The 22,621-nt window shown below is 69.5% G+C and carries 22 protein-coding genes and 2 pseudogenes; 19 read left to right on the top strand and 5 right to left on the bottom strand.

Translation table 11 applies throughout. The features are described from left to right. Positions 1–24: 24 nt before the first annotated feature. The gene (gene tkt, locus ACIA8K_RS00910; RefSeq protein WP_396053530.1) at positions 25–2,163 is read right to left on the bottom strand and encodes a transketolase; all 2,139 of its coding nucleotides are present in this window, start codon (positions 2,161–2,163) and stop codon (positions 25–27) included. A gap of 399 nt (positions 2,164–2,562) precedes the next feature. On the opposite strand from tkt, the gene ACIA8K_RS00905 reads away from it, so the two are divergent. From ACIA8K_RS00905 to ACIA8K_RS00890, 4 genes are all read left to right on the top strand, one after another. After that, the gene (locus tag ACIA8K_RS00905; protein ID WP_396054450.1) at positions 2,563–3,459 is read left to right on the top strand and encodes a heme o synthase; all 897 of its coding nucleotides are present in this window, start codon (positions 2,563–2,565) and stop codon (positions 3,457–3,459) included. Between the two features lie 287 nt (positions 3,460–3,746). Further along, on the top strand, positions 3,747–4,073 hold the full coding sequence (locus ACIA8K_RS00900) for a hypothetical protein (RefSeq protein WP_396053528.1): 327 nt from the start codon (positions 3,747–3,749) through the stop codon (positions 4,071–4,073). A gap of 59 nt (positions 4,074–4,132) precedes the next feature. Continuing rightward, positions 4,133–5,059, top strand: coding sequence for a RimK family alpha-L-glutamate ligase (locus ACIA8K_RS00895; RefSeq protein ID WP_396053526.1), 927 nt, complete (start codon positions 4,133–4,135; stop codon positions 5,057–5,059). 226 nt (positions 5,060–5,285) lie between these two features. Then, the gene (locus ACIA8K_RS00890) at positions 5,286–5,420 is read left to right on the top strand and encodes a hypothetical protein (RefSeq protein WP_396053524.1); all 135 of its coding nucleotides are present in this window, start codon (positions 5,286–5,288) and stop codon (positions 5,418–5,420) included. A 26-nt stretch (positions 5,421–5,446) separates the two neighbouring features. Here ACIA8K_RS00890 and ACIA8K_RS00885 read toward each other — a convergent pair whose 3' ends face one another. Further along, positions 5,447–6,592: an FAD-dependent oxidoreductase gene (locus ACIA8K_RS00885; RefSeq protein ID WP_396053522.1), complete on the bottom strand. Its 1,146-nt coding sequence runs from the start codon at positions 6,590–6,592 to the stop codon at positions 5,447–5,449. A gap of 105 nt (positions 6,593–6,697) precedes the next feature. On the opposite strand from ACIA8K_RS00885, the gene ACIA8K_RS00880 reads away from it, so the two are divergent. After that, positions 6,698–7,345, top strand: a complete 648-nt coding sequence (locus ACIA8K_RS00880) for a TetR/AcrR family transcriptional regulator (RefSeq protein ID WP_396053520.1) — start codon at positions 6,698–6,700, stop codon at positions 7,343–7,345. A gap of 121 nt (positions 7,346–7,466) precedes the next feature. Here the strand turns inward: ACIA8K_RS00880 and ACIA8K_RS00875 are convergent, their stop codons facing one another. The 3 genes from ACIA8K_RS00875 to ACIA8K_RS00865 all read right to left on the bottom strand — a co-directional run bounded on the left by ACIA8K_RS00875 (position 7,467) and on the right by ACIA8K_RS00865 (position 10,067). Next, complete coding sequence (locus tag ACIA8K_RS00875) at positions 7,467–8,027, bottom strand: hypothetical protein (RefSeq protein ID WP_396053518.1); 561 nt, start codon at positions 8,025–8,027, stop codon at positions 7,467–7,469. Beyond that, on the bottom strand, positions 8,024–8,941 hold the full coding sequence (locus tag ACIA8K_RS00870; protein WP_396053516.1) for a ParA family protein: 918 nt from the start codon (positions 8,939–8,941) through the stop codon (positions 8,024–8,026). The genes ACIA8K_RS00875 and ACIA8K_RS00870 overlap by 4 nt, the downstream gene beginning before the upstream one ends. 265 nt (positions 8,942–9,206) lie before the next feature. Continuing rightward, a complete protein-coding gene (locus tag ACIA8K_RS00865; RefSeq protein WP_396053514.1) occupies positions 9,207–10,067 on the bottom strand; it encodes a heme A synthase in 861 nt (286 codons plus the stop codon). Between the two features lie 151 nt (positions 10,068–10,218). Between ACIA8K_RS00865 and ACIA8K_RS00860 the strand changes: the two genes are divergently transcribed. The 14 genes and pseudogenes from ACIA8K_RS00860 (at position 10,219) to ACIA8K_RS00795 (ending at position 22,615) form a co-directional block, all read left to right on the top strand. Next, a complete protein-coding gene (locus ACIA8K_RS00860) occupies positions 10,219–10,983 on the top strand; it encodes a helix-turn-helix transcriptional regulator (protein ID WP_396054448.1) in 765 nt (254 codons plus the stop codon). Then, positions 10,980–12,410: a Fe-S cluster assembly protein SufB gene (gene sufB, locus ACIA8K_RS00855; protein ID WP_396053512.1), complete on the top strand. Its 1,431-nt coding sequence runs from the start codon at positions 10,980–10,982 to the stop codon at positions 12,408–12,410. The genes ACIA8K_RS00860 and sufB overlap by 4 nt, the downstream gene beginning before the upstream one ends. Positions 12,411–12,445: 35 nt before the next feature. Continuing rightward, positions 12,446–12,584, top strand: a pseudogene (locus tag ACIA8K_RS00850) (Fe-S cluster assembly protein SufD); the annotation flags it as partial. Between the two features lie 92 nt (positions 12,585–12,676). Then, positions 12,677–13,576 (top strand): annotated as a pseudogene (gene sufD / locus ACIA8K_RS00845) (Fe-S cluster assembly protein SufD); the annotation flags it as partial. A gap of 3 nt (positions 13,577–13,579) precedes the next feature. After that, on the top strand, positions 13,580–13,915 hold the full coding sequence (locus ACIA8K_RS00840) for a non-heme iron oxygenase ferredoxin subunit (RefSeq protein ID WP_396053510.1): 336 nt from the start codon (positions 13,580–13,582) through the stop codon (positions 13,913–13,915). Continuing rightward, positions 13,912–14,685, top strand: a complete 774-nt coding sequence (gene sufC / locus ACIA8K_RS00835) for a Fe-S cluster assembly ATPase SufC (protein WP_396053508.1) — start codon at positions 13,912–13,914, stop codon at positions 14,683–14,685. The genes ACIA8K_RS00840 and sufC overlap by 4 nt, the downstream gene beginning before the upstream one ends. Positions 14,686–14,701: 16 nt before the next feature. Continuing rightward, on the top strand, positions 14,702–15,994 hold the full coding sequence (locus ACIA8K_RS00830) for a cysteine desulfurase (RefSeq protein WP_396053506.1): 1,293 nt from the start codon (positions 14,702–14,704) through the stop codon (positions 15,992–15,994). Between the two features lie 11 nt (positions 15,995–16,005). Beyond that, on the top strand, positions 16,006–16,464 hold the full coding sequence (sufU, locus tag ACIA8K_RS00825; RefSeq protein ID WP_396053504.1) for a Fe-S cluster assembly sulfur transfer protein SufU: 459 nt from the start codon (positions 16,006–16,008) through the stop codon (positions 16,462–16,464). A gap of 46 nt (positions 16,465–16,510) precedes the next feature. Beyond that, on the top strand, positions 16,511–16,918 hold the full coding sequence (locus tag ACIA8K_RS00820; RefSeq protein ID WP_396054446.1) for a metal-sulfur cluster assembly factor: 408 nt from the start codon (positions 16,511–16,513) through the stop codon (positions 16,916–16,918). A 75-nt stretch (positions 16,919–16,993) separates the two neighbouring features. Continuing rightward, entirely contained in the window at positions 16,994–17,737 is a 744-nt protein-coding gene (locus ACIA8K_RS00815; RefSeq protein ID WP_396053502.1) for an HAD family hydrolase, read from the top strand. A 348-nt stretch (positions 17,738–18,085) separates the two neighbouring features. Beyond that, positions 18,086–18,715 (top strand): LysE family transporter, encoded by a 630-nt coding sequence (locus ACIA8K_RS00810; protein WP_396053500.1) that lies wholly within the window; start codon positions 18,086–18,088, stop codon positions 18,713–18,715. A gap of 832 nt (positions 18,716–19,547) precedes the next feature. Further along, positions 19,548–21,017 carry a bifunctional 3-(3-hydroxy-phenyl)propionate/3-hydroxycinnamic acid hydroxylase gene (locus tag ACIA8K_RS00805; protein ID WP_396053498.1) on the top strand — a complete coding sequence of 490 codons (1,470 nt, stop codon included), beginning with the start codon at positions 19,548–19,550 and terminating at the stop codon, positions 21,015–21,017. A 26-nt stretch (positions 21,018–21,043) separates the two neighbouring features. Next, the gene (locus ACIA8K_RS00800) at positions 21,044–21,982 is read left to right on the top strand and encodes a hypothetical protein (protein ID WP_396053496.1); all 939 of its coding nucleotides are present in this window, start codon (positions 21,044–21,046) and stop codon (positions 21,980–21,982) included. Further along, complete coding sequence (locus tag ACIA8K_RS00795) at positions 21,983–22,615, top strand: sigma-70 family RNA polymerase sigma factor (protein WP_396053494.1); 633 nt, start codon at positions 21,983–21,985, stop codon at positions 22,613–22,615. It begins immediately after the preceding gene. The last annotated feature ends 6 nt before the right edge of the window (positions 22,616–22,621 follow it).

Genomic DNA, 22,621 nt, shown 5'->3' with positions numbered 1-22,621 from the left:
CACCCTCACTCAGTCTTGAGTAGTTCAGTTACCCGTCTTGGAACCGGTGATGACGCCGACCTTGGTGAGCGAGGCGTGCGCCTTGGCCACCACGTTGTCGGCTGTGAAACCGAACTGCTCGAACAGCACCGTGTACGGCGCGGAGGCTCCGTAGTGCTCGATGCTCACCGACTCGCCGGCGTCGCCGATCAGGTGACGCCAGGACATCGCGATGCCCGCCTCGACGCTGACCCGGGCCTTGACCGAGGACGGCAGCACCGACTCACGGTACGACTGGTCCTGGTCCTCGAACCACTCCTGGCACGGCACCGACACGACGCGGGTGGGGGTGCCCTCCGCCTCCAGGCGCTCCCGCGCGGCCAGCGCGATCTGCACCTCGGAGCCGGACGCCAGCAGGATCACCGACGGCTGGCCGTTGGCCGCGTCGATGAGCGTGTACGCGCCCTTTGCGGTGTTCTCCGCGGAGGCGTGCGTGGAACGGTCCACGGTCGGCAGGTTCTGCCGGGAGAGGATCAGCGCGGTCGGCCGGTTGGTCCGCTCCAGCGCGGCCTTCCACGCCTGGGCCGTCTCGTTCGCGTCCGCGGGGCGGACCACGTCGAGGTTGGGGATGGCGCGCAGCGCGGTCAGGTGCTCGACCGGCTGGTGGGTCGGGCCGTCCTCACCGAGGCCGATCGAGTCGTGCGTCCACACGTAGGTGACAGGCAGCTTCATCAGCGCGGCAAGCCGCACCGACGGGCGCATGTAGTCGCTGAACACGGCGAACGTGCCGCCGTAGACGCGGGTGCCGCCGTGCAGCGCGATGCCGTTCATGATCGCGCCCATGCCGTGCTCACGGATGCCGAAGTGCAGCGTGCGGCCGTACTTGTGACCGGGGAATGCCTTGGTGGCGTACTCCTCGGGGATGAAGGACGGCTCGCCCTCCATGGTGGTGTTGTTCGACTCGGCGAGGTCGGCGGAACCGCCCCACAGCTCCGGCAGCACCGGCGCGAGCGCGTTGAGCACCTTGCCGGAGGCGGCGCGGGTGGCGACGCCCTTCGCGTCGGCCTCCCAGACCGGCAGCGCGGCGTCCCAGCCGGCCGGCAGTTCACGCTTGGCCATCCGGTCCCACAGCGCCTTGCGCTCCGGGTTGGCGGCGGCCCACGCGTCGTACTTCTCCTGCCAGGCGGCCTCGGCGGCGCGGCCGCGCTCGACGACCTCGCGGGCGTGCTGGAGGACCTTCTCGTCCACCTGGAAGTCCTGCGCCGGGTCGAAGCCCATGATGGTCTTCGTGGCGGCGACCTCGTCCTTGCCGAGCGCGGAGCCGTGGATCTTGCCGGTGTTCCGCTTCTTCGGCGCGGGGAAGCCGATCACGGTGCGCAGCGCGATGAACGACGGCTTGTCGGTGGTGGCCTTCGCCGCGACAAGTGCCGCGTGCAGCGCCTCGACGTCCTCGGCGTAGTCGCCGCCCTCGTCGAAGGACTTGCGCCAGTCGACGACCTGCACGTGCCAGCCGTACGCCTCGTACCGCGCCGCCACGTCCTCGGACTTCGCGATCTTGGTGTCGTCCTCGATCGAGATCTCGTTGTCATCCCAGATCAGCGTGAGGTTGCCAAGCTTCTGGTGACCGGCGATCGCGCTGGCCTCGTGGCTGATGCCCTCCTCGATGTCGCCGTCGGAGGCGATCGCCCAGACGTTGTGGTCGAAGAGCGACTCACCGTCCGGGCTCTCCGGGTCGAACAGGCCACGCTCACGGCGGGCCGCGATCGCGAAGCCGACCGCGTTGCCGATGCCCTGACCCAGCGGGCCGGTGGTGGTCTCGACGCCGTCGGTGTGCCCGACCTCCGGGTGTCCGGGGGTGAGCGAGCCCCACTGCCGCAACGACTTGAGGTCGTCGAGGCCCAGCCCGTACCCCGAGAGGTAGAGCTGGATGTAGAGGGTGAGGCTGGAGTGGCCGGCGGACAGCACGAACCGGTCGCGGCCCGGCCACGCCGAGTTGGTGGGGTTGTGCCTCATGACCTTGTTGAAGAGCAGGTAGGCCGCGGGCGCCAGGCTCATGGCGGTGCCGGGGTGACCGTTGCCGGACTTCTCCACGGCGTCCATGGCCAGTACGCGGACGGTGTCGACCGCCTTACGGTCGAGATCGGACCAGCTCAGGGCGCTGTCCTCGGAATGGGTGGCAGCCACGATTAGTGTGCTCCTCGGGTATGACCGGCGATGAGATTTCAACGACTCCAGTATTCGACCCTAGCGAGCGCTGTTGAACATGCGCCCGGGGAACGCGCTAACAACCTAAGCTGTGAGCGGACACACGCATGATCAACCGTGTGCGCTGATGTGACGCCGTGCATCCCCGACGGGTCTGGCGGGGCGGCATTTCGGGGGCGGATAGGCTGTCGCGTGGCGCGGTGACCTTGGCGGGTACTGCCTCGATCGACGCTGCCGGCGGCGCGCGTCCTCCCACGGGTGGCCGGCGCCGAGGGTCTCCACATCGCCGATGCCGGAAGGTGACAATCCGTGAGTGCACTCACCGAACAACCGGTTCTTCCCGCCGCGCCCAAGGCCGGCGCGCCGAAGTCCCGGTCGGTGAAGCGTCCTCCGGCGGCCAGGCCCCGTGCCCGTGACGTGATCAAGTCGTACGTGGCGCTTACCAAGCCGCGCATCGTGGAACTTCTTCTCGTCACGACCGTACCCACGATGATGCTTGCCGCAAACGGGCTGCCGTCACTCTGGCTGATGGCGGCGGTTCTGGTCGGCGGCTCGCTCGCCGCGGGCGGCGCCAGCGCGTTGAACTGCTACATCGACCGCGACATCGACCAGCTCATGCGGCGCACCAAGCGGCGCCCGCTGCCGGCCCACACCGTTTCGCCGCGCAACGCGCTCTACTTCGGCCTCACGCTCTCCGCGCTGAGCGTCGTGATCATGGCGCTGACGACGAACTGGCTGGCCACGGCGATGACGCTGGGCTCGATCGTCTACTACGACCTCGTCTACACGCTCTGGCTGAAGCGCACCACCTCGGCGAACACGTTCTGGGGCGGCATCTGCGGCTCCACCCCGGTGCTGATCGGCTGGGCCGCGGTCACCGGCTCGCTGTCGCCTGTCGCCTGGGCGCTGTTCGCGGTGGTCTTCTTCTGGCAGATGCCGCACTTCTACGCGCTCGCCATCAAGTACAAGGACGACTACGCGCGGGCCGGCATCCCGATGCTGCCGGTGGTGGCCTCGGTCAAGCGGGTCAACCTGGAGATCGTCGGGTTCGCCTGGCTGACGCTGATCTCCTCGCTGGCGGCCTGGCCGTTCGGCCTGAGCTGGATCTACGGCGTGCCGTCCACGATCGTCGGCCTGATGTTCGTGCTTGAGGCGCACCTGCTGGCCCGCCGCGCGTCCACGGGGCAGCCGGTCAAGCCGATGCGGCTGTTCCACTGGTCCACTACGTACCTGACGATCGTCTTCCTCACCGTGGCGATCGACGCGCTGGTCTGAGAACGGGCGTTCCACCCCGTCTGACCATTGGTTCTTCCTCCGATCGGTCGATGCCTGCCCGTCCCTTACGGACCGACTTGGCCGTGAACGCCCGAAAATGATCGCTGAGACGGATTACCCCGCCGGAGCATTCCGTTAAGTCCCATTCGTCCGCAAATTTTGTCCCTTTTTTATAAGAAAAATCGGGCGAAAACGGATAATCGAATAGGTTAAACGTCGGGTAAGAGGCATCACAAAACACCTAGGTAACCCCTGTGTTTCATGTTCTGTCTGCCTACGCTTCGTCCATGGCAGAAGGTTCCGATACGACACTGACGATCGACGAGAAGTCGCAGCCGGCCGGTCTGGCCGGAAGCATCCGCTCTTTCGCCGCAGGGCACGGTGGCGCGAAGGCGGTCGTCGAATACGTCGGTAAGCGCGGCGCCCGCATCGTTCTCGTCGGTGACGACGGTGAGTGGGCCGACCAGTTCGCCTCCGACACCAAGACGGCCCGGCAGGCCTGTGAGACCGCCGGCGTCGAGGTGGAGAACGAGTGGGAGCGCGAGCTGATGGAGCAGATGCGGCCCAGCAACGACCTCTGGCGGTCCATGGGCCGCCGCATGATGGCTCGCTAGGGGCTCCCGCGCAGGACCCCGGAATACCGGGCCGCACCACCCTCCCGCACGATCATGACGTGACAACCCTTCCCTTCGACGACACCGCGACCCGGGCCCAGCCCCGGGTCGCTGTCGTAACCGCTGAGGCCTTCCCCGACCTGGAGCTGGACGACCGGCTGATTCTCGCGCCGCTCGCCACCGCCGGCATCGCCGCGGAGCCGGTCGTCTGGACCGACCCGGACGCCGACTGGACCGCCTACGACCTGGTGCTGCTCCGCTCGCCGTGGGACTACACGCTTCGCCGCGCCGACTTCCTGGCCTGGGCCGGCTCCCTCCCGCGCCTGCTCAACCCGGCCGACGTGGTCGTCTGGAACACGGAGAAGACCTACCTGCGCGAGCTTGCCGCGGCCGGTGTACCGGTCACCGAGACGCAATGGATCGGCGGGGGCGACGTGTGGACGGCGCCCGAGGCCGGGGAGTGGGTGGTCAAGCCCGCGATCGGCGCCGGCAGCGTGGACGCGGGCCGTTACGACTGCGCCGACCCGGAGCAGCGGGAACTGGCCGAGCTGCACGTGGAGCGGCTGCTCGCGGCCGCGCGGCTGGCGATGGTGCAGCCCTACCTGTCCGCCGTGGACACGGACGGCGAGACCGCGCTGCTCTACTTCACGGATCCGGCGACCGGGCGGCTCGCGTACAGCCACGCGATCCGCAAGGGGGCCATGCTGACCGGCCCGGACACCGGCATGGAAGGGCTCTACAGGCAGGAGCAGATCGACCCGCGGGTGGCGACGGACGCGCAGCGGGCGGTGGCGGAGCGTGCGCTGGCCGCGATTCCCGGTGGTGAGGAGCGGCTGCTCTACGCGCGCGTGGACCTGCTACCCGGGCCCGGCGGCGATCCGGTCGTGGTCGAGCTGGAGCTGACCGAGCCATCCCTTTTCTTCGGATATGACCAGGACGCGGCGACCCGGTTCGCCGCAGCGGTTTCGGCCCACATCACCCGTTAGGGAAACCTATTTCCTCCTTTAGGGGCATCACGATCCTCGGGGGTACGGCGAGAGCGCGCTCGGCGTACCCCCTGAGATTGATGTCGGTGAATGTTGATTTTGCCTGCGTTCATATGTTGTTGTCGATGAATGAGCGCTTCCCGCCGCTGATCCTCGCCGTGCTTGTCGGCGCCCTTCGCCAGGCGCCCGCAGCCGAGGCCGTGACAACGCTGATCCGGCGCCCGCGGTGGCCGCCGAGGCGCGCACGGTCACGCTCGACCACCCGGCCGGCCCGGGCTTCGTCTCCCTGCGCGCCACCGCCACCGACACGGCAGGCAACTCGGTCGTCCAGACCGTCATCCACGCCTACCGGACCGCCTAGTGATCGGGTCAGGATTCCCATACCGGTCAGGCCGGCTGGAAGCTCTTCATCAGCGTGACCATGGGGTGCGGCGCGTCCGGGTGGAAGATCAGGTCGAGGTTGGAGGCGGAGAGGGCGGCGGCGGCCTCGGCGCGCGGGAAGAGTGCGGACTCGTAGGTGGCGAGCGCCGCCTCGGCGTCGGCGGGGTGGGCAATGAGGGCGGCGGCCAGCTCGGCGGCGTCCTGGAGGGCGAGGTTGGCGCCCTCACCGGCGAACGGTGACATCAGGTGTGCGGCGTCGCCGAGGAGCGTGACGCCGGGTGTACGGGACCAGCGGTGCCCGATCGGCAGCGCGTGGATCGGGCGGGGGATCAGCGGGCCCTCGGCGGCGGTGATCAGCGCGAGCAGGCGGGCGTCCCAGCCGGGGAAGAGCGCGGCGATGGACGGCCGGTCGAGCGCGGCGGTGTCGATCCAGCCCGGCGGGGTGCGGAGTGCGACGTAGGCGTGGAGCGCGCCGTCCGGCTCGCGGTGGGCCAAGAAGCCCTTGCCGCCGGAGAGCGCGAAGAGCATGCCGTGACCGGCGAGCGCGGCGGTCTCGGGGACGTGTGTGTCAGCATCCGGGACAGTGCTCTCGATGAACGAGATGCCGGAGTAGGCCGGCCGGGCAGCGGAGACCAGCGGCCGGACGCGGGACCAGGCGCCGTCCGCACCGATCAGCAGACCGGTGGTGAAGACGGTCCCGTCCGCGAGCCTGACCTCGTGCCGCCCGCCGTCGAGGGAGTGGCCGTCGTCGAGCGGGCGGACGGAGGTGATCCGGCTGTTCCAGCGGACGGCGCCAGGTGGGAGCGCGCTGAGCAGCAGGTCCCGGAGTGCGCCGCGGGTGATCTCCGGGCGGCCGGCCACCTCGTCCTCCGGTGCGGCGCTGGCGTAGTGGAGGACGGCATCGCCGTCGAGGATGCGCATCTCCTGGCCGCCGCGGTGGATCAGCGTGACGAATCGGTCGTGCAGGCCGGCCGCGCGAAGCGCCTCCTGGCCGGAGTCGTCGTGGATGTCGAGCATGCCGCCCTGGGTGCGGGCGTCCGGGCCGCTGTCCAGGTCGAACAGCGCGGCCTCGACGCCGTGCCGGTGCAGGATGGCGGCGAGCGCGAGCCCGCCCAGCCCGGCGCCGGCGATCGCGATGGGGTGGTGGTTCATGAAAGGCCTCCTCGGTGTGTCCACCCCAGCATGACGAACATGTTCGTTACGAACAAGTTCGTTTCGGTCTTGTTTGTAGCGAACATGTTCGTTACTCTCGCGGGCGTGACCTCACGGCGGGAGCGACCGGCGAAACCGGCACTGACCAGGGACGGCATCGTGCGGTTGGCGGTCGGCCTGATGCGCACGGAGGGGCTGGCGCGGGTGACCATGCGCCGGCTGGCCACCGAACTGGACACCGGCCCCGCCTCGCTCTACGTCTACGTGCGGAACACTGACGATCTCCACGCCGCGGTGCTCGACGAGGTACTTGGCGAGACCGACCTGTCCGGCGGCGACGGCGACTGGGAGGACCGGCTGGTCGCGGTGCTCGTGTCGTACACCGGAGTGCTCTTCCGGCATCCGGAGCTGGCCAGGACCGCGCTGCTCACCCACCCCGCCGGCCCGCACTCGATGGCGCTTGTCGACCGGCTGCTCGGGCTGCTCGCCGAGGGCGGCCTTCCGCTGGACCGGGCCGCGTGGCTGGTGGATCTGCTCCTGCAGCGCGGCGCCGCTACGGCGGCCGAGCATGGCCCGCCGGGCGACGACCAGGCGATGGACCCGCTGCGGGCCTCGATCGCCGCCGCCGCGCCGGACCGTCACCCGCACCTGGCCAAAGCCTCAAAAGAGCTTCTCGGGGGTACGGGACGGGAGCGCCTCGACTGGGGCTACCGCGTCCTGATCAACGGCGCCATCGCCACGCCGCGACGCTAGGCCAACGGCGCGCTCGCCGGGCCGCGATGCTTGGCCAACTGATGCGATCGCCGAGCCGCGACGCTGGGTCAACGGTGCGGTCGCCAGGCCGCGACGCCGGGGGTCACCAGGACGCCGGGAGTCACCAGGAGGAGAGCCCGGCGAAGGTGCGCCGGGCGCCGATCGCGTGCCGAAGGATGAGCGTCTTGAGATGGTCGCTTGTCATGCTCTTCGTGACCTCGATGTTCAGCGCCGCCGCGATCGTCCGGCGAGTGGGGTTGTTCGTCGCCACCCGGTTGAGAAGCTTCAGCCCTTCGGCCTCGGTCTCGCAGGCCCGCAACTGCTCCGCGATCGCAGCCGCCTCCTCGTCGCTCATCCCGGCCTGCGGGGACGGCGGCGGGCTCGGCTTCGTTACGGGCCGCGGCTCAGGGCCGGCCGGCGACCGCACGGCGTGCTCCGGCGCCGGGACCGCACCGGCCCCGGCCACCGGCGCGAACATCGGCGCGGGCGTGGGCTCCGGTGCGGGGCGCGCAGTGGCCCCGAATACCGGTGCAGGCTCGGGCTGGTGGGGGATCGGGGAGACGAAGGCCAGTTGGGTGCGGCCCTCGGTGAAGGCGAGTACCCGCTCCTCCGGCTGCGAGATCAGGAAATCGAGCACGCCGTGGGCCAGGCGCAGCAGGCCCATCAGGGACGACTGGGTCATCGGGGCGATCCTTTCTCGGTGAGCGCGGACAGGATCTCGTCGGTCAGCGCTCGGAGTTCGACGGTCAGGAGGTCGGACTGGGCGCCGCGGAGGACCGCGGGCACGCCGCTCTCGCCGGCCTCGGCGAAGTACCGGGCGCTGTTGCGGACCGTGGCCCGGAACACCCGGGTGATGCCTTCCGCATAGACCTGGGCGATCTGATTGCGCTGTGCGTTGATCGGCCTGCCGTCATGGATGTGGGTCATCGTGAATACGGCGCCGGCGATCTCCGGAGTGACGTGCCGGGTCGGATATCCCAGCGCGGTCGCCCGGTCCGCCATCGTGTTGAATTCGTCGACGAGGTGGTGCAGGCTGCCGACCATGTAGCCGATGCCGAGCGTGGAGAGATAGTCGGGTTTCGCGGGCACGATGATGTAGTCGCTCGCCGCGATGGCCGACTTGGTGACCAGGCCGAAATTGGGCGCGCAGTCGATCAGCACCAGATCGTAGGTCTGGAAGAACGGATCACGTAGCGCCTCGCCGAGCGCGCCGTGCACCGTGAGGTAGCCGAGCGCGGGGTCGCGGCCGTCGTGCAGCGCCAGTGCCAGCTGCAGGTCGATGTCGATCAGTCCCAGGTGGGAGGCGATCATGTCGAGCTGGCCGAGGTGTTTCTTAAGGACGTGGTTGACCCGCGGCGGGGTCAGCACCAGGTCGCGAAGCGGCACGTCCCGGCCCGGCGGCCGGGTGTCGAACCAGCACTTGATTGTGCGCGATTCGCGCAGATCCTCGTGCCAGTCCGCGGCCGAGTAGAACGAGAACGTCAGGTTGGACTGGGGGTCCAGGTCGACTGTGAGAACGCGATATCCGAGTCGTGCCGTCTCGGCCGCGAGATTGGCGGTGAGGGTGGTCTTCCCGACGCCGCCTTTGTAATTCATGACCGAAACGACCCGCACACGCAACCCCTGGATGAGCAATAGGAACCGACCCGGCCAGATTCTATGCGGATCGTGAATTGCGCGATTCCGGTCGTAAGCGCGACAGGGGTGAGACGTGCACGGAAATAAGCAACGACGCCACCCGATCGGGTTAAGCCCGGCCACGGCGGAACCGCCGGCCCGCGGGAGCATGCGGCCCAGCTGCCGCCCCGGCCCCCGCCCCCTAAGCCGGAGTGAACTCTTGCCTCCCTCGGAAGCGGGAAAGCTAGATCTTGATCTGTTCCGGTGTCCTGGTGCTGTGCAGGACGTGAAGCGTGGCGATCCAGACCAGGCAGGCGCCGAGCATGTGCAGCCCGACCAGGATGACCGGCAGGTGCGTGAAGTGCTGGACGAAGCCGATCAGGCTCTGGGACAGCTCGACCGCGATCAGGATGAGCGCGGGCCGGGTCTGTGCGCCGGTGAGCCGGGCGGCGAACCAGTACGCGACGGACAGCCCGATCAGCAGCATGACCAGGTCCACGTGCAGTTGGGTGATCAGCTCCGGGTCGAGGTGGTTGCGTTTCACGCCGCCGTCGCCGGAGTGTGGGCCCGCGTTCGTGACGATCACGCCGACCACCACGACCGCGAGGCTGACACCGGTGATCACCCAGGCGAGCCGGCGCAGCAGGACGGGCGGCGCGGTGGTGAGCGGGGCGTCGACGACGCGGCGGTAGAACTGGTACGCCGTGGTGATCACGAAGATCGAGCCGAGGAAGTGCAGGCCGACCACCCACGGGTTGAGGTTGGTCAGCACCGTGATGCCGCCGATCACGCCCTGCATCGGCAGCCCGATCAGCGTGACGAGCGCGAGCACGACAAGCGGCCGGCGCCGGGGGCGCTCGAGCACCGCGGCGATCAGTGCGGCGACCGCGATCGCGATGACCACGAACGTGAGCAGCCGGTTGCCGAACTCGATCACGCCGTGCACGCCCATCTCGGGCGTGGTGGTGTAGGACGCGTCCGTGCACCGCGGCCAGGTCGGGCAGCCGAGCCCGGACTTGGTGAGACGCACCGCGCCGCCGGTGACGACGATTCCGACGTTCGCGACGATCGACGCCAGGCCCAGCCCGCGCAACCATCCGTCCATGTTTCGGATATGTCCGGAACCGGTGGTGGGCGGAAGCGGCGTGATCACGGAAGATTGACTCACGACGTCGAATCCTACGCAGCGTCGTAGAGGGCCCGTTCACGCAGGTGGTAGGAGTCACCGGAGGGGCGGTTTGCAGGTGCCCCCCGAAATACGTAACACTGGCGTAGTGAAAAACCTGGAGCTGCTGCCGGTGGGCGTGGCGGAGGCCGACCCGGCCGCCGGTACGCCGGACGGGCGCACCCGGGACAAGATCACCGCGTTGCTGCTGGAGCGGGGCGGCGCCACCGCGGCCGAGGTCGGTCGCGCGCTCGGGCTGAGCCCGGCCGGCATCCGCCGCCATCTGGAGGCACTGCTCGCGGACGGCGACGTGACCACCCGCTCGGCGGGCGCGCCGCGTGGCCGGGGCCGGCCCGCCAAGGTCTTCCTGCTCACGGACGCGGCCCGGCTGCGCTGTGGCACGCACGCCTACGACAACATCGCCTCAGCCGCGTTGCGGTTCATCGCGGCGCGCAGTGGCGAGCAGGCGGTCGCCGAGTTCGCTGAGGCGCAGGTCTCCGCGCTTGAGCAGCGCTGCCGCGCGGCCATGGAGGGCGCCGGCGACGACCCGCTGGCCAGGGCGGAGGCGCTCGCGGCAGTGCTTACCGACGAGGGCTACGCTGCCAACGCGACCGCGATCGCCACCGGAGGGCAGCTGTGTCAGCACCACTGCCCGGTGGCGCACGTGGCCGCCGAGTTCCCCCAGCTCTGCGAGGCGGAGACGGCGGTCATCTCCCGCCTGATCGGCACCCACGTGCAGCGTCTCGCCACCATCGCCCACGGCGACGGGGTGTGCACCACGCATATCCCGTCGTCTCCCGGGCACGCAGGAAAGACCATCTCGAACAGAAACTCCACTGTGAGGACAGATCGATGACAGACCAGATCGTGCAGCCGATCAGCCAGGAGGAGCACCTCGCCGCACTCGGAAAGTACGAGTACGGCTGGGCCGACTCCGACAAGGCCGGCGAGGCTGCGCAGCGAGGCTTGTCCGAGGCTGTCGTGCGCGACATCTCCGCGAAGAAGAGCGAGCCCGAGTGGATGCTCGACCTGCGGCTGAAGGGCCTGCGCCTGTTCGGCCGCAAGCCGATGCCGTCCTGGGGCGCGGACCTGACCGGCATCGACTTCGACAACATCAAGTACTTCGTGCGGTCCACCGAGAAGCAGGCCTCCAGCTGGGAGGACCTGCCCGAGGACATCAAGAACACCTACGACCGGCTCGGCATCCCGGAGGCGGAGAAGCAGCGCCTCGTCGCGGGCGTCGCCGCGCAGTACGAGTCCGAGGTCGTCTACCACGCGATCCGTGAGGACCTCGAGGAGCAGGGCGTCATCTTCGTGGACACCGACTCCGCGCTCAAGGAGCACGCGGAGCTGTTCAAGGAGTACTTCGGGACGGTCATCCCGGTCGGTGACAACAAGTTCGCCGCGCTGAACACCGCGACCTGGTCCGGCGGCTCGTTCATCTACGTGCCGAAGGGCGTGCAGGTCGAGATTCCGCTGCAGGCCTACTTCCGGATCAACACGGAGAACATGGGCCAGTTCGAGCGGACGCTGATCATCGCGGACGAGGGCTCGTACGTGCACTACGTCGAGGGCTGCACCGCGCCGATCTACTCGTCCGACTCGCTGCACAGCGCGGTCGTCGAGATCATCGTGAAGAAGAACGCCCGGGTGCGCTACACGACCATCCAGAACTGGTCGAACAACGTCTACAACCTGGTCACCAAGCGGGCCGTGTGCCACGAGGGCGCGACCATGGAGTGGATCGACGGCAACCTCGGCTCCAAGGTCACGATGAAGTACCCGGCGGTCTACATGACCGGCCCGCACGCCAAGGGCGAGGTGCTCTCGGTCGCGATGGCAGGCGAGGGCCAGCACCAGGACGCCGGGGCGAAGATGGTGCACGCGGCGCCGAACACGTCGTCGAGCATCATCTCGAAGTCGATCGCCCGGGGCGGCGGCCGCACGTCGTACCGCGGCCTGATCCAGGTCCTCGAGGGTGCGAACCAGTCGAAGTCGACCGTGAAGTGCGACGCGCTGCTCGTCGACACGATCTCCCGGTCGGACACGTACCCCTACGTCGACATCCGCGAGGATGACGTGTCGATGGGGCACGAGGCCACGGTCTCGAAGATCAGCGACGACCAGCTCTTCTACCTGATGAGCCGCGGCCTGACCGAGGACGAGGCCATGGCGATGATCGTGCGCGGATTCATCGAGCCGATCGCCAAGGAGCTCCCGATGGAGTACGCGCTGGAGCTCAACCGCCTGATCGAGCTGCAGATGGAAGGCGCCGTCGGTTAATTCCGGCGCATCCCGAACACAAGAGCTAGGACGAGATGACTGCTGAAGCCATAGCGCCGCCGAAGACCAAGTCGCAGGCGTTGCGCTCCTACGATGTCGCGGACTTCCCGGCGCTGACCGGCCTGGAGGAGGACTGGCGGTTCACGCCGCTCAAGCGCCTCCGCGGGCTGGCCGCCGCCTCCTCCGCGGTGAGTGGTGGCGTCAATGTCGCGCTGAGCACGCCGGTCGAGGGCCTGACCCTGACGACTGTGGAGAGCGCCGAGAAGGTGCTCACCCCGTTCGACCGGATCAGCGCGCTCGGCTACGGCGCCGCCACCGAGGTCACGCTTATCGAGATCGCCAAGGACGCGGTGATCAAGGAGCCGGCCGTCGTCACGGTGACCGGTACCGGCGCCGAAGGGCTGCACGCCGCCCGCACCCAGATCACCGTGGGCCGGTTCGCCGAGGCCTCGCTTGTGCTCTGGCAGCAGGGTTCGGTCACGCTCGCCGACAACATCGAGGTCGTGATCGCGGACGGCGCCCGGCTGAACCTGGTCACGGTCGCCGACTGGGCGTCCGACGCGGTCCAGGCGCAGCACATCAAGATCCGCCTCGGCCGGGACGCGCGTGTCGTGCACACCCAGGTCACGCTGGGCGGCGACCTGGTCCGGCAGTTCACGAGCGTGGAGTACACCGAGCGCGGCGGCGACGCCGAGCTCTACGGCCTCTACTTCGCGGACGCCGGTCAGCACCAGGAGCACCGCCAGCTCATCGACCACAGCGTGCCGGACTGCCGCAGCTACGTCGGCTACCGCGGCGCGCTGCAGGGCGCGGACTCGCACACGGTCTGGGTCGGCGACGTGCTGATCCAGGCCGAGGCGACGGGCACCGACACGTACGAGATCAACAGGAACCTGGTGCTCACGGACGGCGCCCGCGCCGACTCGGTACCGAACCTGGAGATCGAGACGGGCGAGATCGCCGGCGCCGGCCACGCCAGCACCACCGGCCGGTTCGACGACGAGCAGCTGTTCTACCTGATGGCCCGGGGCATCCCGGAGGACGAGGCCCGCCGCCTGGTGGTCCGTGGCTTCTTCGCCGAGATCCTGCACAAGATCCCGGTCGAGGAGCTGCGTGAGCGCCTCGGCGACGCCATCGAGGCCCGGCTCGCCAGGACAGGGGCCTGACAAGTGCCTGCCACGGTACGGATCGCAGCCGCCGCTAACCTCGCCAAGGGAACGGCGATGGCAGTGGAGGCAGAGGGTGTCCCGCTCGCGGTCGTGCACGCGGACGACGGCGAGTTCTACGCCGTCCACGACGAGTGCTCGCACGCCACCATCCCGCTCTCCGAGGGCGAGGTCGACGGCTGCACCCTCGAGTGCTGGCTGCACGGCTCGCGCTTCGACCTGCGTACCGGCGAGCCGTCCGGCCTGCCCGCCACCGAGCCGGTGGCCGTCTTCCCCGTCGAGATCCGTGACGGGGACATCTACGTTGACCTGAATCCGAGTAATGGAGTAACGCTTTGAGCACCCTGGAGATCCGCGACCTGCAGGTGTCGGTCAAGCTGCCCGAGGGCGAGCTCAAGCCGATCCTGCGCGGCGTCGACCTGACCGTGCGGTCGGGCGAGACGCACGCCATCATGGGCCCCAACGGCTCGGGCAAGTCCACGCTTGCCTACTCGCTCGCCGGCCACCCGCGGTACCAGATCACCGGCGGCACTGTCACGCTCGACGGCGTCGACGTGCTGGAGATGACGGTGGACGAGCGGGCCCGCGCCGGCCTGTTCCTCGCCATGCAGTACCCGGTCGAGGTCCCCGGCGTCTCCGTGGCGAACTTCCTGCGCACCGCGAAGACCGCGATCGACGGCGAGGCGCCGAAGCTGCGCACCTGGGCCGGCGAGCTGCGCGGCGCCATGGAGAAGCTGCAGATGGACCCCGCGTTCGCCCAGCGCAACGTGAACGAGGGCTTCTCCGGCGGCGAGAAGAAGCGCCACGAGATCGTCCAGCTGGAGCTGCTCAAGCCGAAGATCGCCATCCTCGACGAGACCGACTCCGGCCTCGACGTGGACGCGCTGCGGGTGGTCTCCGAGGGCGTCAACCGGGTCCGCGAGACCGGCGACACCGGCCTGCTGCTGATCACCCACTACACCCGGATCCTGCGCTACATCAAACCGGACTTCGTGCACGTCTTCGTCAACGGCAAGATCGTCGAAGAGGGCGGTTCGGAGCTGGCCGACAAGCTGGAGTCCGAGGGCTACGAGCAGTACGCCGCCGGCGCCGGCGCGGCCGCGATCTGATCGTCGAAGGAGCCTGATGTCGACCGCCGCGATTCCGCAGGGCATGCCTCAGTACGAGGACAAGCCCCGGTTCGACGTGGAGAAGGTCCGCGCCGATTTCCCGATCCTCGACCGCGAGGTCAACGGTCACCGCATGGTCTACCTGGACAGCGGCAACACGTCGCAGAAGCCCCGCCAGGTGCTCGAGGTCATGCAGGCGCACCTGGAGCGGCACAACGGCAACGTGTCCCGCTCGGTCCACACGCTCGGCACCGAGGCGACCGAGGCGTACGAGGGGGCCCGGGCGAAGGTCGCGGGCTTCATCAACGCGCCGAGCGTCGACGAGGTGGTGTTCACCAAGAACGCCACCGAGGCGATCAACCTGGTGGCGTACTCGTTCTCCGACCGGGCCGACGACCCGCGCTTCCGCCTCCAGCCCGGCGACGAGATCGTCATCTCGGAGATGGAGCACCACTCCAACATCGTGCCGTGGCAGCTGCTCTGTGAGCGCACCGGCGCGACGCTGCGCTGGTTCTCCATCACCGATCAGGGCCGGCTCGGGCTGGACAAGCTCGAAGACCTGATCAACGAGCGCACCAGGATCGTGTCGTACGCGCTGGTCTCCAACACGCTCGGCACGATCAACCCGACGTCCGCGATCACCACGCGGGCGCGGCAGGTCGGCGCGCTTGTCATGCTCGACGCTTCGCAGGCCGTGCCGCACATCCCGGTCGACGTCCAGGACCTGAACGTGGACTTCATCGCGTTCACCGGCCACAAGATGTGCGGCCCGACCGGCGTCGGCGTGCTCTGGGGCCGGTACGAGCTGCTCAACGCAATGCCCCCGTTCCTCGGTGGCGGCTCGATGATCGAGACCGTGTCGATGAGCGGCTCCACGTTCGCGGCGCCGCCGGCCCGGTTCGAGGCGGGTACGCCGCCGATCGTGGAGGTGGTGGGACTCGGCGCGGCCGTGGACTACCTCTCCGGCATCGGCATGGAAGCCATCGCCTGGCACGAGAAGGAACTGACGACGTACGCGCTCGACGCTCTCCTGGCCGTTCCGGGTCTTCGGATCTTCGGCCCGGAGACGCCGGTCGGCCGCGGCGGCACGCTCTCGTTCGCGCTCGACGGCGTGCACCCGCACGACGTCGGCCAGGTGCTCGACTCGGTCGGCGTCGAGGTGCGCGTCGGTCACCACTGCGCCCGCCCGGTATGCGCGCGGTACGGCGTTCCGGCGATGACACGTGCGTCGTTCTATCTATACACGACCACCGAGGAGGTCGATGCCCTCGTGCGCGGCCTCGACCAGGTGCGGAAAATATTCGGCTGAGGGGCGGAGCGATGCGGCTTGACCAGCTGTACCAGGAGATCATCCTGGACCACTACAAGCACCCGCACGGACGCGGTCTGCGCGACCCGTTCGGCGGGGAGGCGCACCACGTGAACCCGACGTGCGGCGACGAGGTCACCATGCGCGTCGCCGTCGACTCCGCCGGGATGCTCTCCGACATCTCGTACGACGGGCAGGGCTGCTCGATCAGCCAGGCGTCCGCAAGCGTGCTGCACGAGCTGCTCCGCGGCCGCCGCGCCGACGAGGCCGCCCGCGTGCACGAGGCGTTCGCCGAGCTGATGGGTGGCCGCGGCACGGTCGAGCCCGACGAGGACCTGCTCGGCGACGGCGTCGCGTTCGCCGGCGTCGCGAAATACCCGGCACGCGTCAAGTGCGCGCTGCTGCCCTGGATGGCGTTCAAGGACGCGGCGGCCCGTGCCGGCGTCGCCGTGACGTCCCCCGCCGCCTGAACTCGTGAAAACTGAGGTGACCCCGATGACTGATTCACCTGACTCGATGTACGACGCCGACGCCACAGTCACCCCGTCCCGGACCACGACCGCGGAGGCCACCGCGGCCGTCGCCCCCGCGGCCGTCGACCCGAAGCTGGTCGCGGACATCGAGGAGGCGATGAAGGACGTCGTCGACCCCGAGCTCGGCATCAACGTCGTCGACCTCGGCCTGATCTACGGCGTCTACGTCGACGCCGAGAAGGTCGCCACGCTGGACATGACGCTCACCTCCGCGGCCTGCCCGCTTACCGACGTGATCGAGGACCAGACCCGGAGCGCGCTGATGAGCGGCCCGGACGGCGGCCTGGTCAACGATGTCCGGATCAACTGGGTGTGGCTGCCGCCGTGGGGCCCCGACAAGATCACCGACGAGGGCCGGGACCAGCTGCGCTCGCTCGGCTTCAACGTCTGATTCGATCCGGTGCCCGGCACGTCCGGGCACCGGCCGCTGTGGACCTACTATCACTCACATGTCAGGATCAAGGCCGTGTTGATCAGGCCACGGGCGTTGCTGCTCGACTTTCACGGGGTGATCGGCCGCGCCGAGGCGCACCCCGACCGCGAGGATGCCTTCGTCGAGGTCCTCGCCCGCATCGCCGGGCCGTCCGTGCCCGCCGATCGCATCCGCGCGGACCACGTCGCCGGCCTCACCGCCTACCGTGAGTGGCGCAACGCCATGTCCCGGTTGCCCGCCCCGCCGGAGCTCACCCAGCAGGAGTTCTGGACCGATTACGTGGCCGCCGACTGGCCGGAGAAGGCGCGCGCCGCCGTCGGAGCCAGCGCCGAGGTGCTCAGCCGCCTCTGGCTCATCGACAACAACGAGTGGACGCTGCTCCCCGGCATCGTCGAACTTGTCAAGTCCGCCGTCGACGCCGGCCTCCCGGTCGCCGTGGTCAGCAACACGCTCTGCGGCGCCGCGTTCCGCGAGATCATCGCCCAGTCACCGCTCGACGGCGCCTTCGGCGCGGAGATCTACAGCGACGAGGTCGGTGTCCGCAAGCCCAACCCGGCGATCCTCAAGCACGCCGCCGACCGCCTCGGCGCCGACCTCGCCCACGCCTGGTTCGCCGGCGACAAACTCGACCGCGACATCCTCTGCGGCCGCCGGGCCGGCGTCGGCGCCACAGTCCTGATGTCACCCGAGCCCATCCCGCACCCCTGGCTCCAGCCCCACACCAACGTCGCCGACGCCGACGCCCTCCAAAAACTCCTCCAGGCCTACCTGACCTGACCAGCCCAACAGCCTGAAACATTTTCCCACTCTGCGGGTGGTCGCGGCCCGCACGCTCCCGCGGGCAACGGTCGTCGCTGGCGCTCCTCCCTGCACGCGCCGCCGCTGATCACCTCCACCGCAAAACCCTGTCTCCCGCGACACCAGCGAGCGTGCCCGAAAAGCGGTGGCCCGCACCACCTGTGGCGGGGCAGCATGACCACATGACCGAGACGAAGCGCACGCAGCTCACTGTCGCGACGGCCACCCTGGCCGCACGACAGCAGCGCGTCCCCGCGTCCATCCCGGTCCATCGCCCACGCCGATGAGCGCCGCATCCGCGTCCGCGCCGATCCGTTGTCCGCGGCGATGAGCGCCGCATTTGTGGCCGGGCTGATCGCGGGTTATGGCGTCGCCGTACCGGTCGGCGCTATCGCGGTCCTGATCGCCGGCCTCTCCGCCCGCACGTCCCTGCGGGTCGGCGCTGCTGCCGCACTCGGCGTGGCCACCGCGGACGGCCTCTACGCCGCCGTCGCGGTCACCGGCGGTGCCGCGCTGGCCGGGCTGATCGCGCCGATCGCCACCCCACTCCGCTGGGTCGCCGCGGTCGTCCTGGTCGGACTCGCCACCACGACCGCAGTCAGCGCGGTCCGCCACCACCGTGACCAGTCATTGGCCGCCGCTCGGCCCGGCGGTTCGCTCACCACGCCCACCCGCGCGTTCGGCGGGATTCTCGCGCTCACGCTGCTCAACCCGATGACCGTCGTCTACTTCGGCGCACTGGTGCTGGCCCGCCAGGCCGGCGGCGACCTGCCACCCGGCGAGGCGGCCGCCTTCGTGCTTGGCGCCTTCCTGGCCTCGGCCAGCTGGCAACTGCTCATCGCCGCCGGCGGCTCACTTGTGGGCAGGGCGCTCACCGGCCGCCGGGGCAGGTTGTGGACCGCACTCGCCTCCGCCGCATTGATCGTGGCGCTGGCGGTGACCACGGTGGTCAGCTGATCGTGCCAACCTATGACGGCCAAGTATCAGACGACTCCGGTAGGACTCGCCTGCCTCGGCCGCGCTGACGACTCCATTGCCCACTCGGGGCACACCCAGTTATCGCTCGATCAGACAACGCTCGCCAGAAATATCACGAAAAGTCCACCGCTGCGCCCGTGCCACTGCCGTAAACAATCGGCATCAGCCGATAGATCAACGGCCAGGTGAGGCATGTGCACGTCATTCGAGACGAATAGCGTGCACATGCCTCACCTGACGCCCTCGACCGTCGCCACTTCCCCGCATTTCACCCATATCCCCGCCGCTCCGCCCAGCCCCGCTCCGCCCAGCCCCGCTCCGCCCAGCCCCGCTCCGCCCAGCCCAGACCCGCTCCGCTCCGCCCAGCCCCGCTCTGCCCCGCCGGGCCTGCCCCGCCTGCCGCGCCGCGCCTGCCCCGCCCCGCCTTTGATCTTGTGCCGTGTGCGCAGCACACAAAGGTGACAGCCAGGCCACACGAAACCCAGCCACAGACAAAGCTTTACCAGCGAAGCTGACAGTACTTTCGGTTGCCCCGGAGCCGGAGCGCTCCCCCCGGAGGGCCGCCGGAGGCAAAAGAACCGCAGCCAACCCACCCAACATCACCAACAGATAGAAACTGTCGAGGTAGAGCGCGCACTGCCGCCGGCCGACACATGGTAAGACGCACGCCGCTCGGCGCCTGCTGCCGGACCGCGACCAGAACGGTCGGTAGGCCATGAAATGTCGATCCCGACCCCCTCTCCCGGATGGGCAACAGACGCGCTGACGTGCGCACACCGCCCGGCTGGGGTTATATGGCGAGGTGGAGCCGGTGCTGGTGGTCGGGGCGGGCCCGACGGGATTGACCGTCGCGATTCTGCTCGCCCAGCGCGCCATTCCGGTGATCGTGGTGGAGCGGCATGCGGAGCCCTACGGGCTGCCGCGGGCGGTGCACCTGGATGACGAGGGACACCGGATCCTGCAGTGGGCCGGTGTGGCGGACGCGTTCAGCGCGATCAGCCGTCCCGCGCTCGGCCTGCGGATCGTGGACGCGCGGTTGCGTACGCTTGCCGAGTTCCGGCGGGACAGCCCGGTCGGGTTGCACGGCTGGCCGCAGGCGAACATGTTCGACCAGCCGGCGCTTGATGCCCTGCTGCTGGCCCGCCTGTCCGCGCTGCCACACGCCGAGGTGCGGACCCGCACAGAGCTGGTCGACATCGACTCAAGCGGCCGATCCGCCACGCTGAAAGCGGATAAAACAGAATATAGGCAGCAAGCGAGCGCGATCCTCGCCTGCGACGGCGCGAACTCCACGGTCCGCACCCTGATCGGCGCGCGTAGCACCGACCTCGGCTACAGCGAGAATTGGCTTGTCGTGGACGCGGCCGGCACCGGCGGCCCGGAACACTGGCCGGGCGTCCACCAGGTAAGCGATCCTCGGCGCGCCGCCACCTTCATGCAGGTCAGCACGCATCGTTTCCGCTGGGAGTTTCGGCTGCTGCCGGGCGAGACCGTGGACAGCCCGGACCTGGCCGCGCTGCTCGCGCCCTGGACCGGCGGTGCGGAGATCGAGATCACCAGGAAGGCCGCTTACACGTTCCGGGCGCGGATCGCGGACCGCTGGCGGCACGGGCGGGTGTTCCTGCTCGGCGACGCGGCCCACGAGACGCCACCGTTCATCGGGCAGGGGCTCGGCGCCGGCCTGCGTGATGCGGCGAACCTGGCCTGGAAGCTCGAACTCGTGCTGCGCAATCAGGCCGACGAGGCGTTGCTCGACACGTACCAGCTTGAGCGCCGCCGGCCCGCGCTCCGCCTGATCCAGGTCGCGCGGCTGCTGGGGGCCGCGATGACGGGCGGGCAGGACCGCGCGGCGGCGGTACGGCGGACTGTGCTTGCCGCGGCGGTCCGGGTGCCCGGCTTCACCGCGGCGGGCCTGCGGGGGATCGCGCCGCTTGTCGGGCCGAGCGCGCTGCGGCCGCGCTGGAGTCGCGCGCCGGTCGGCCGCTTCCTGCCGCAGCCCCGGGTTCGCCACCAGGGCCGTGACGTCCTGCTCGACGAGGTGCTCGGGCCGGGATTCGCGCTGATCACCGGCCGGGAGACCGCGCGGGAACGGCGCTGGGCCGACGAGCTGGGGGCGCGGCTGATCGACCCCGCGGAGATCCAGGATGACAGCGGCATGCTGCGGAGGTGGGCGCCCCCGGGTCGTACCCTCGTGGTTCGCCCTGATCGTTTGATCTTGAGTGAGAATCACAGATTCTCGAGCGGGCGTGTCACCGGACCGGGCCGGGCGGAGTCTCCATAGCGTCGGCCAGAAGAGGAAACACGCCAGTGACACATGAACTACGGAGGCTCCTCGAGGAGGAGTTGGCCGGGGAGACCCCGCCGCCGCTCGGAGACGTCGTCCGGGTGTCGGTCGACTCGGGGCGACGCGTCCGCCGCCGGCGCCGGTTGTTCGCCGGGGCTGGTGGCGGTGCCGCGGCTGCCGTGCTCGCCGTTGCCGGGCTCCTCGCGCTGGGCACGCCGCCCCCTCCCGCCGGGCAGGCCGCCGAGGCGCCCTCGCCGACGTCGGTGAGGGTGGCGGTTCCGTCCCCGTCCGACCCGGTGCCGTCCGTGTCGGCCCGCTGCGTCCTGCCGCAGGCGTCACCGAGCGCCGACGACACCGACCGCAGCAGCACCGGCATCGACCGGCCCGCCGCATCGAGTGCGACCCCCTGCCCGAGCGAGGTGCGCGCACTCGATCTGACCGTGCCGGACGTGCGGCCCACCTCGGATGGCCAGGTCGGCCGGACCACGCCCGAGTCCGCGCTTGAGCTGCTCGTCGGGCTGCTGCCGAAGGGCCAGACCGACGGCTTCGCCTTTCTGCCGGAGGGTTACGCCCACGTGCAGGTGTACCTCGATCGTGGCGACGGTCCCGGTATGATCCGCGTCTATGTCGGCGGCGTGGCGGAGCCCGCGGTGTGTTACGCGGAGCAGACCTGCGCCGACGTCGTGGGCGTCGGCCTGCTCGTGGTGGAGCACAATCCGACCGATTGCACCCGGCTCCTCGCGGTCACGCTGCAGCGCCTGGACGGCGTCGAGATCACTCTGCAACTCGCGGACTGCCTGATGTGGGACGGGGAGCGGAACCCGGCCGGTGCGATCGCGCTTGACCTGCAGGAGGCCGTGACCCTGGTGCTGAATCCGGCGTGGGGCCCCACCGTGCCGGACTCGTTGATCAAGTCGGGTGAGTTCAACTTCCCGAAGCTTGATCCGATCGTGGGAGGCTGAGTGACAGGCGTTTCCGGCAACTACGTCCTGGCGCCGGCCGTGGCGGCTTCCGCACCGCCCCAGCCGCCGGCCGAGTCCGGCGTCCGCCGCCTGCTGCGCACCGGCCGGGCCCGGTCCGCACGCCAGGAGCAGGAGGACGAGTACGTCGAGTTCGCCCAGGCGATGGCGGAGCGGTTGCGGCGCACCGCGTTCCTGATGTGCCGCGACTGGCACCTGGCGCAGGATCTCACGCAGATCACGCTCACCAAGATGTACGTGTCGTGGAAGCGCATACACGGCACGGTCAACGTCGAGGCGTATAGCCACAAGGTCCTGATGAACGCGCTCTTCGACCACCGGCGCCGGGGCAACCGCGAGTTCGTCGGCATCTCCGTCGCGGACCATCTGGACGCGCCCGTGCCGGACCCGGGCCCCGAGCTGCGGATGACGCTGCTTGAGGCGCTCGGCACGCTTCCGGAGCGGGACCGCGCGATAGTGGTGCTGCGCTACTGGGAGGACCACAGCGTGGAGACGGTCGCCGAGGTCATGGGCGTCACCACCACTGTCGTCAAGTCGCAGAGCAAGCGCTGCCTGGAGCGCCTGCGCCGGCTGCTCGGCGACCACCGCGCGCTGCTCCTGCAGGAGAGGGATTAGCTAACC

The organism is Catenuloplanes sp. NPDC051500 (genome assembly GCF_044454585.1).
Lineage (GTDB): Bacteria > Actinomycetota > Actinomycetes > Mycobacteriales > Micromonosporaceae > Catenuloplanes.
Note: the sequence above shows the minus strand (reverse complement) of the source record. Positions and strands in the feature narration are given on the sequence as shown.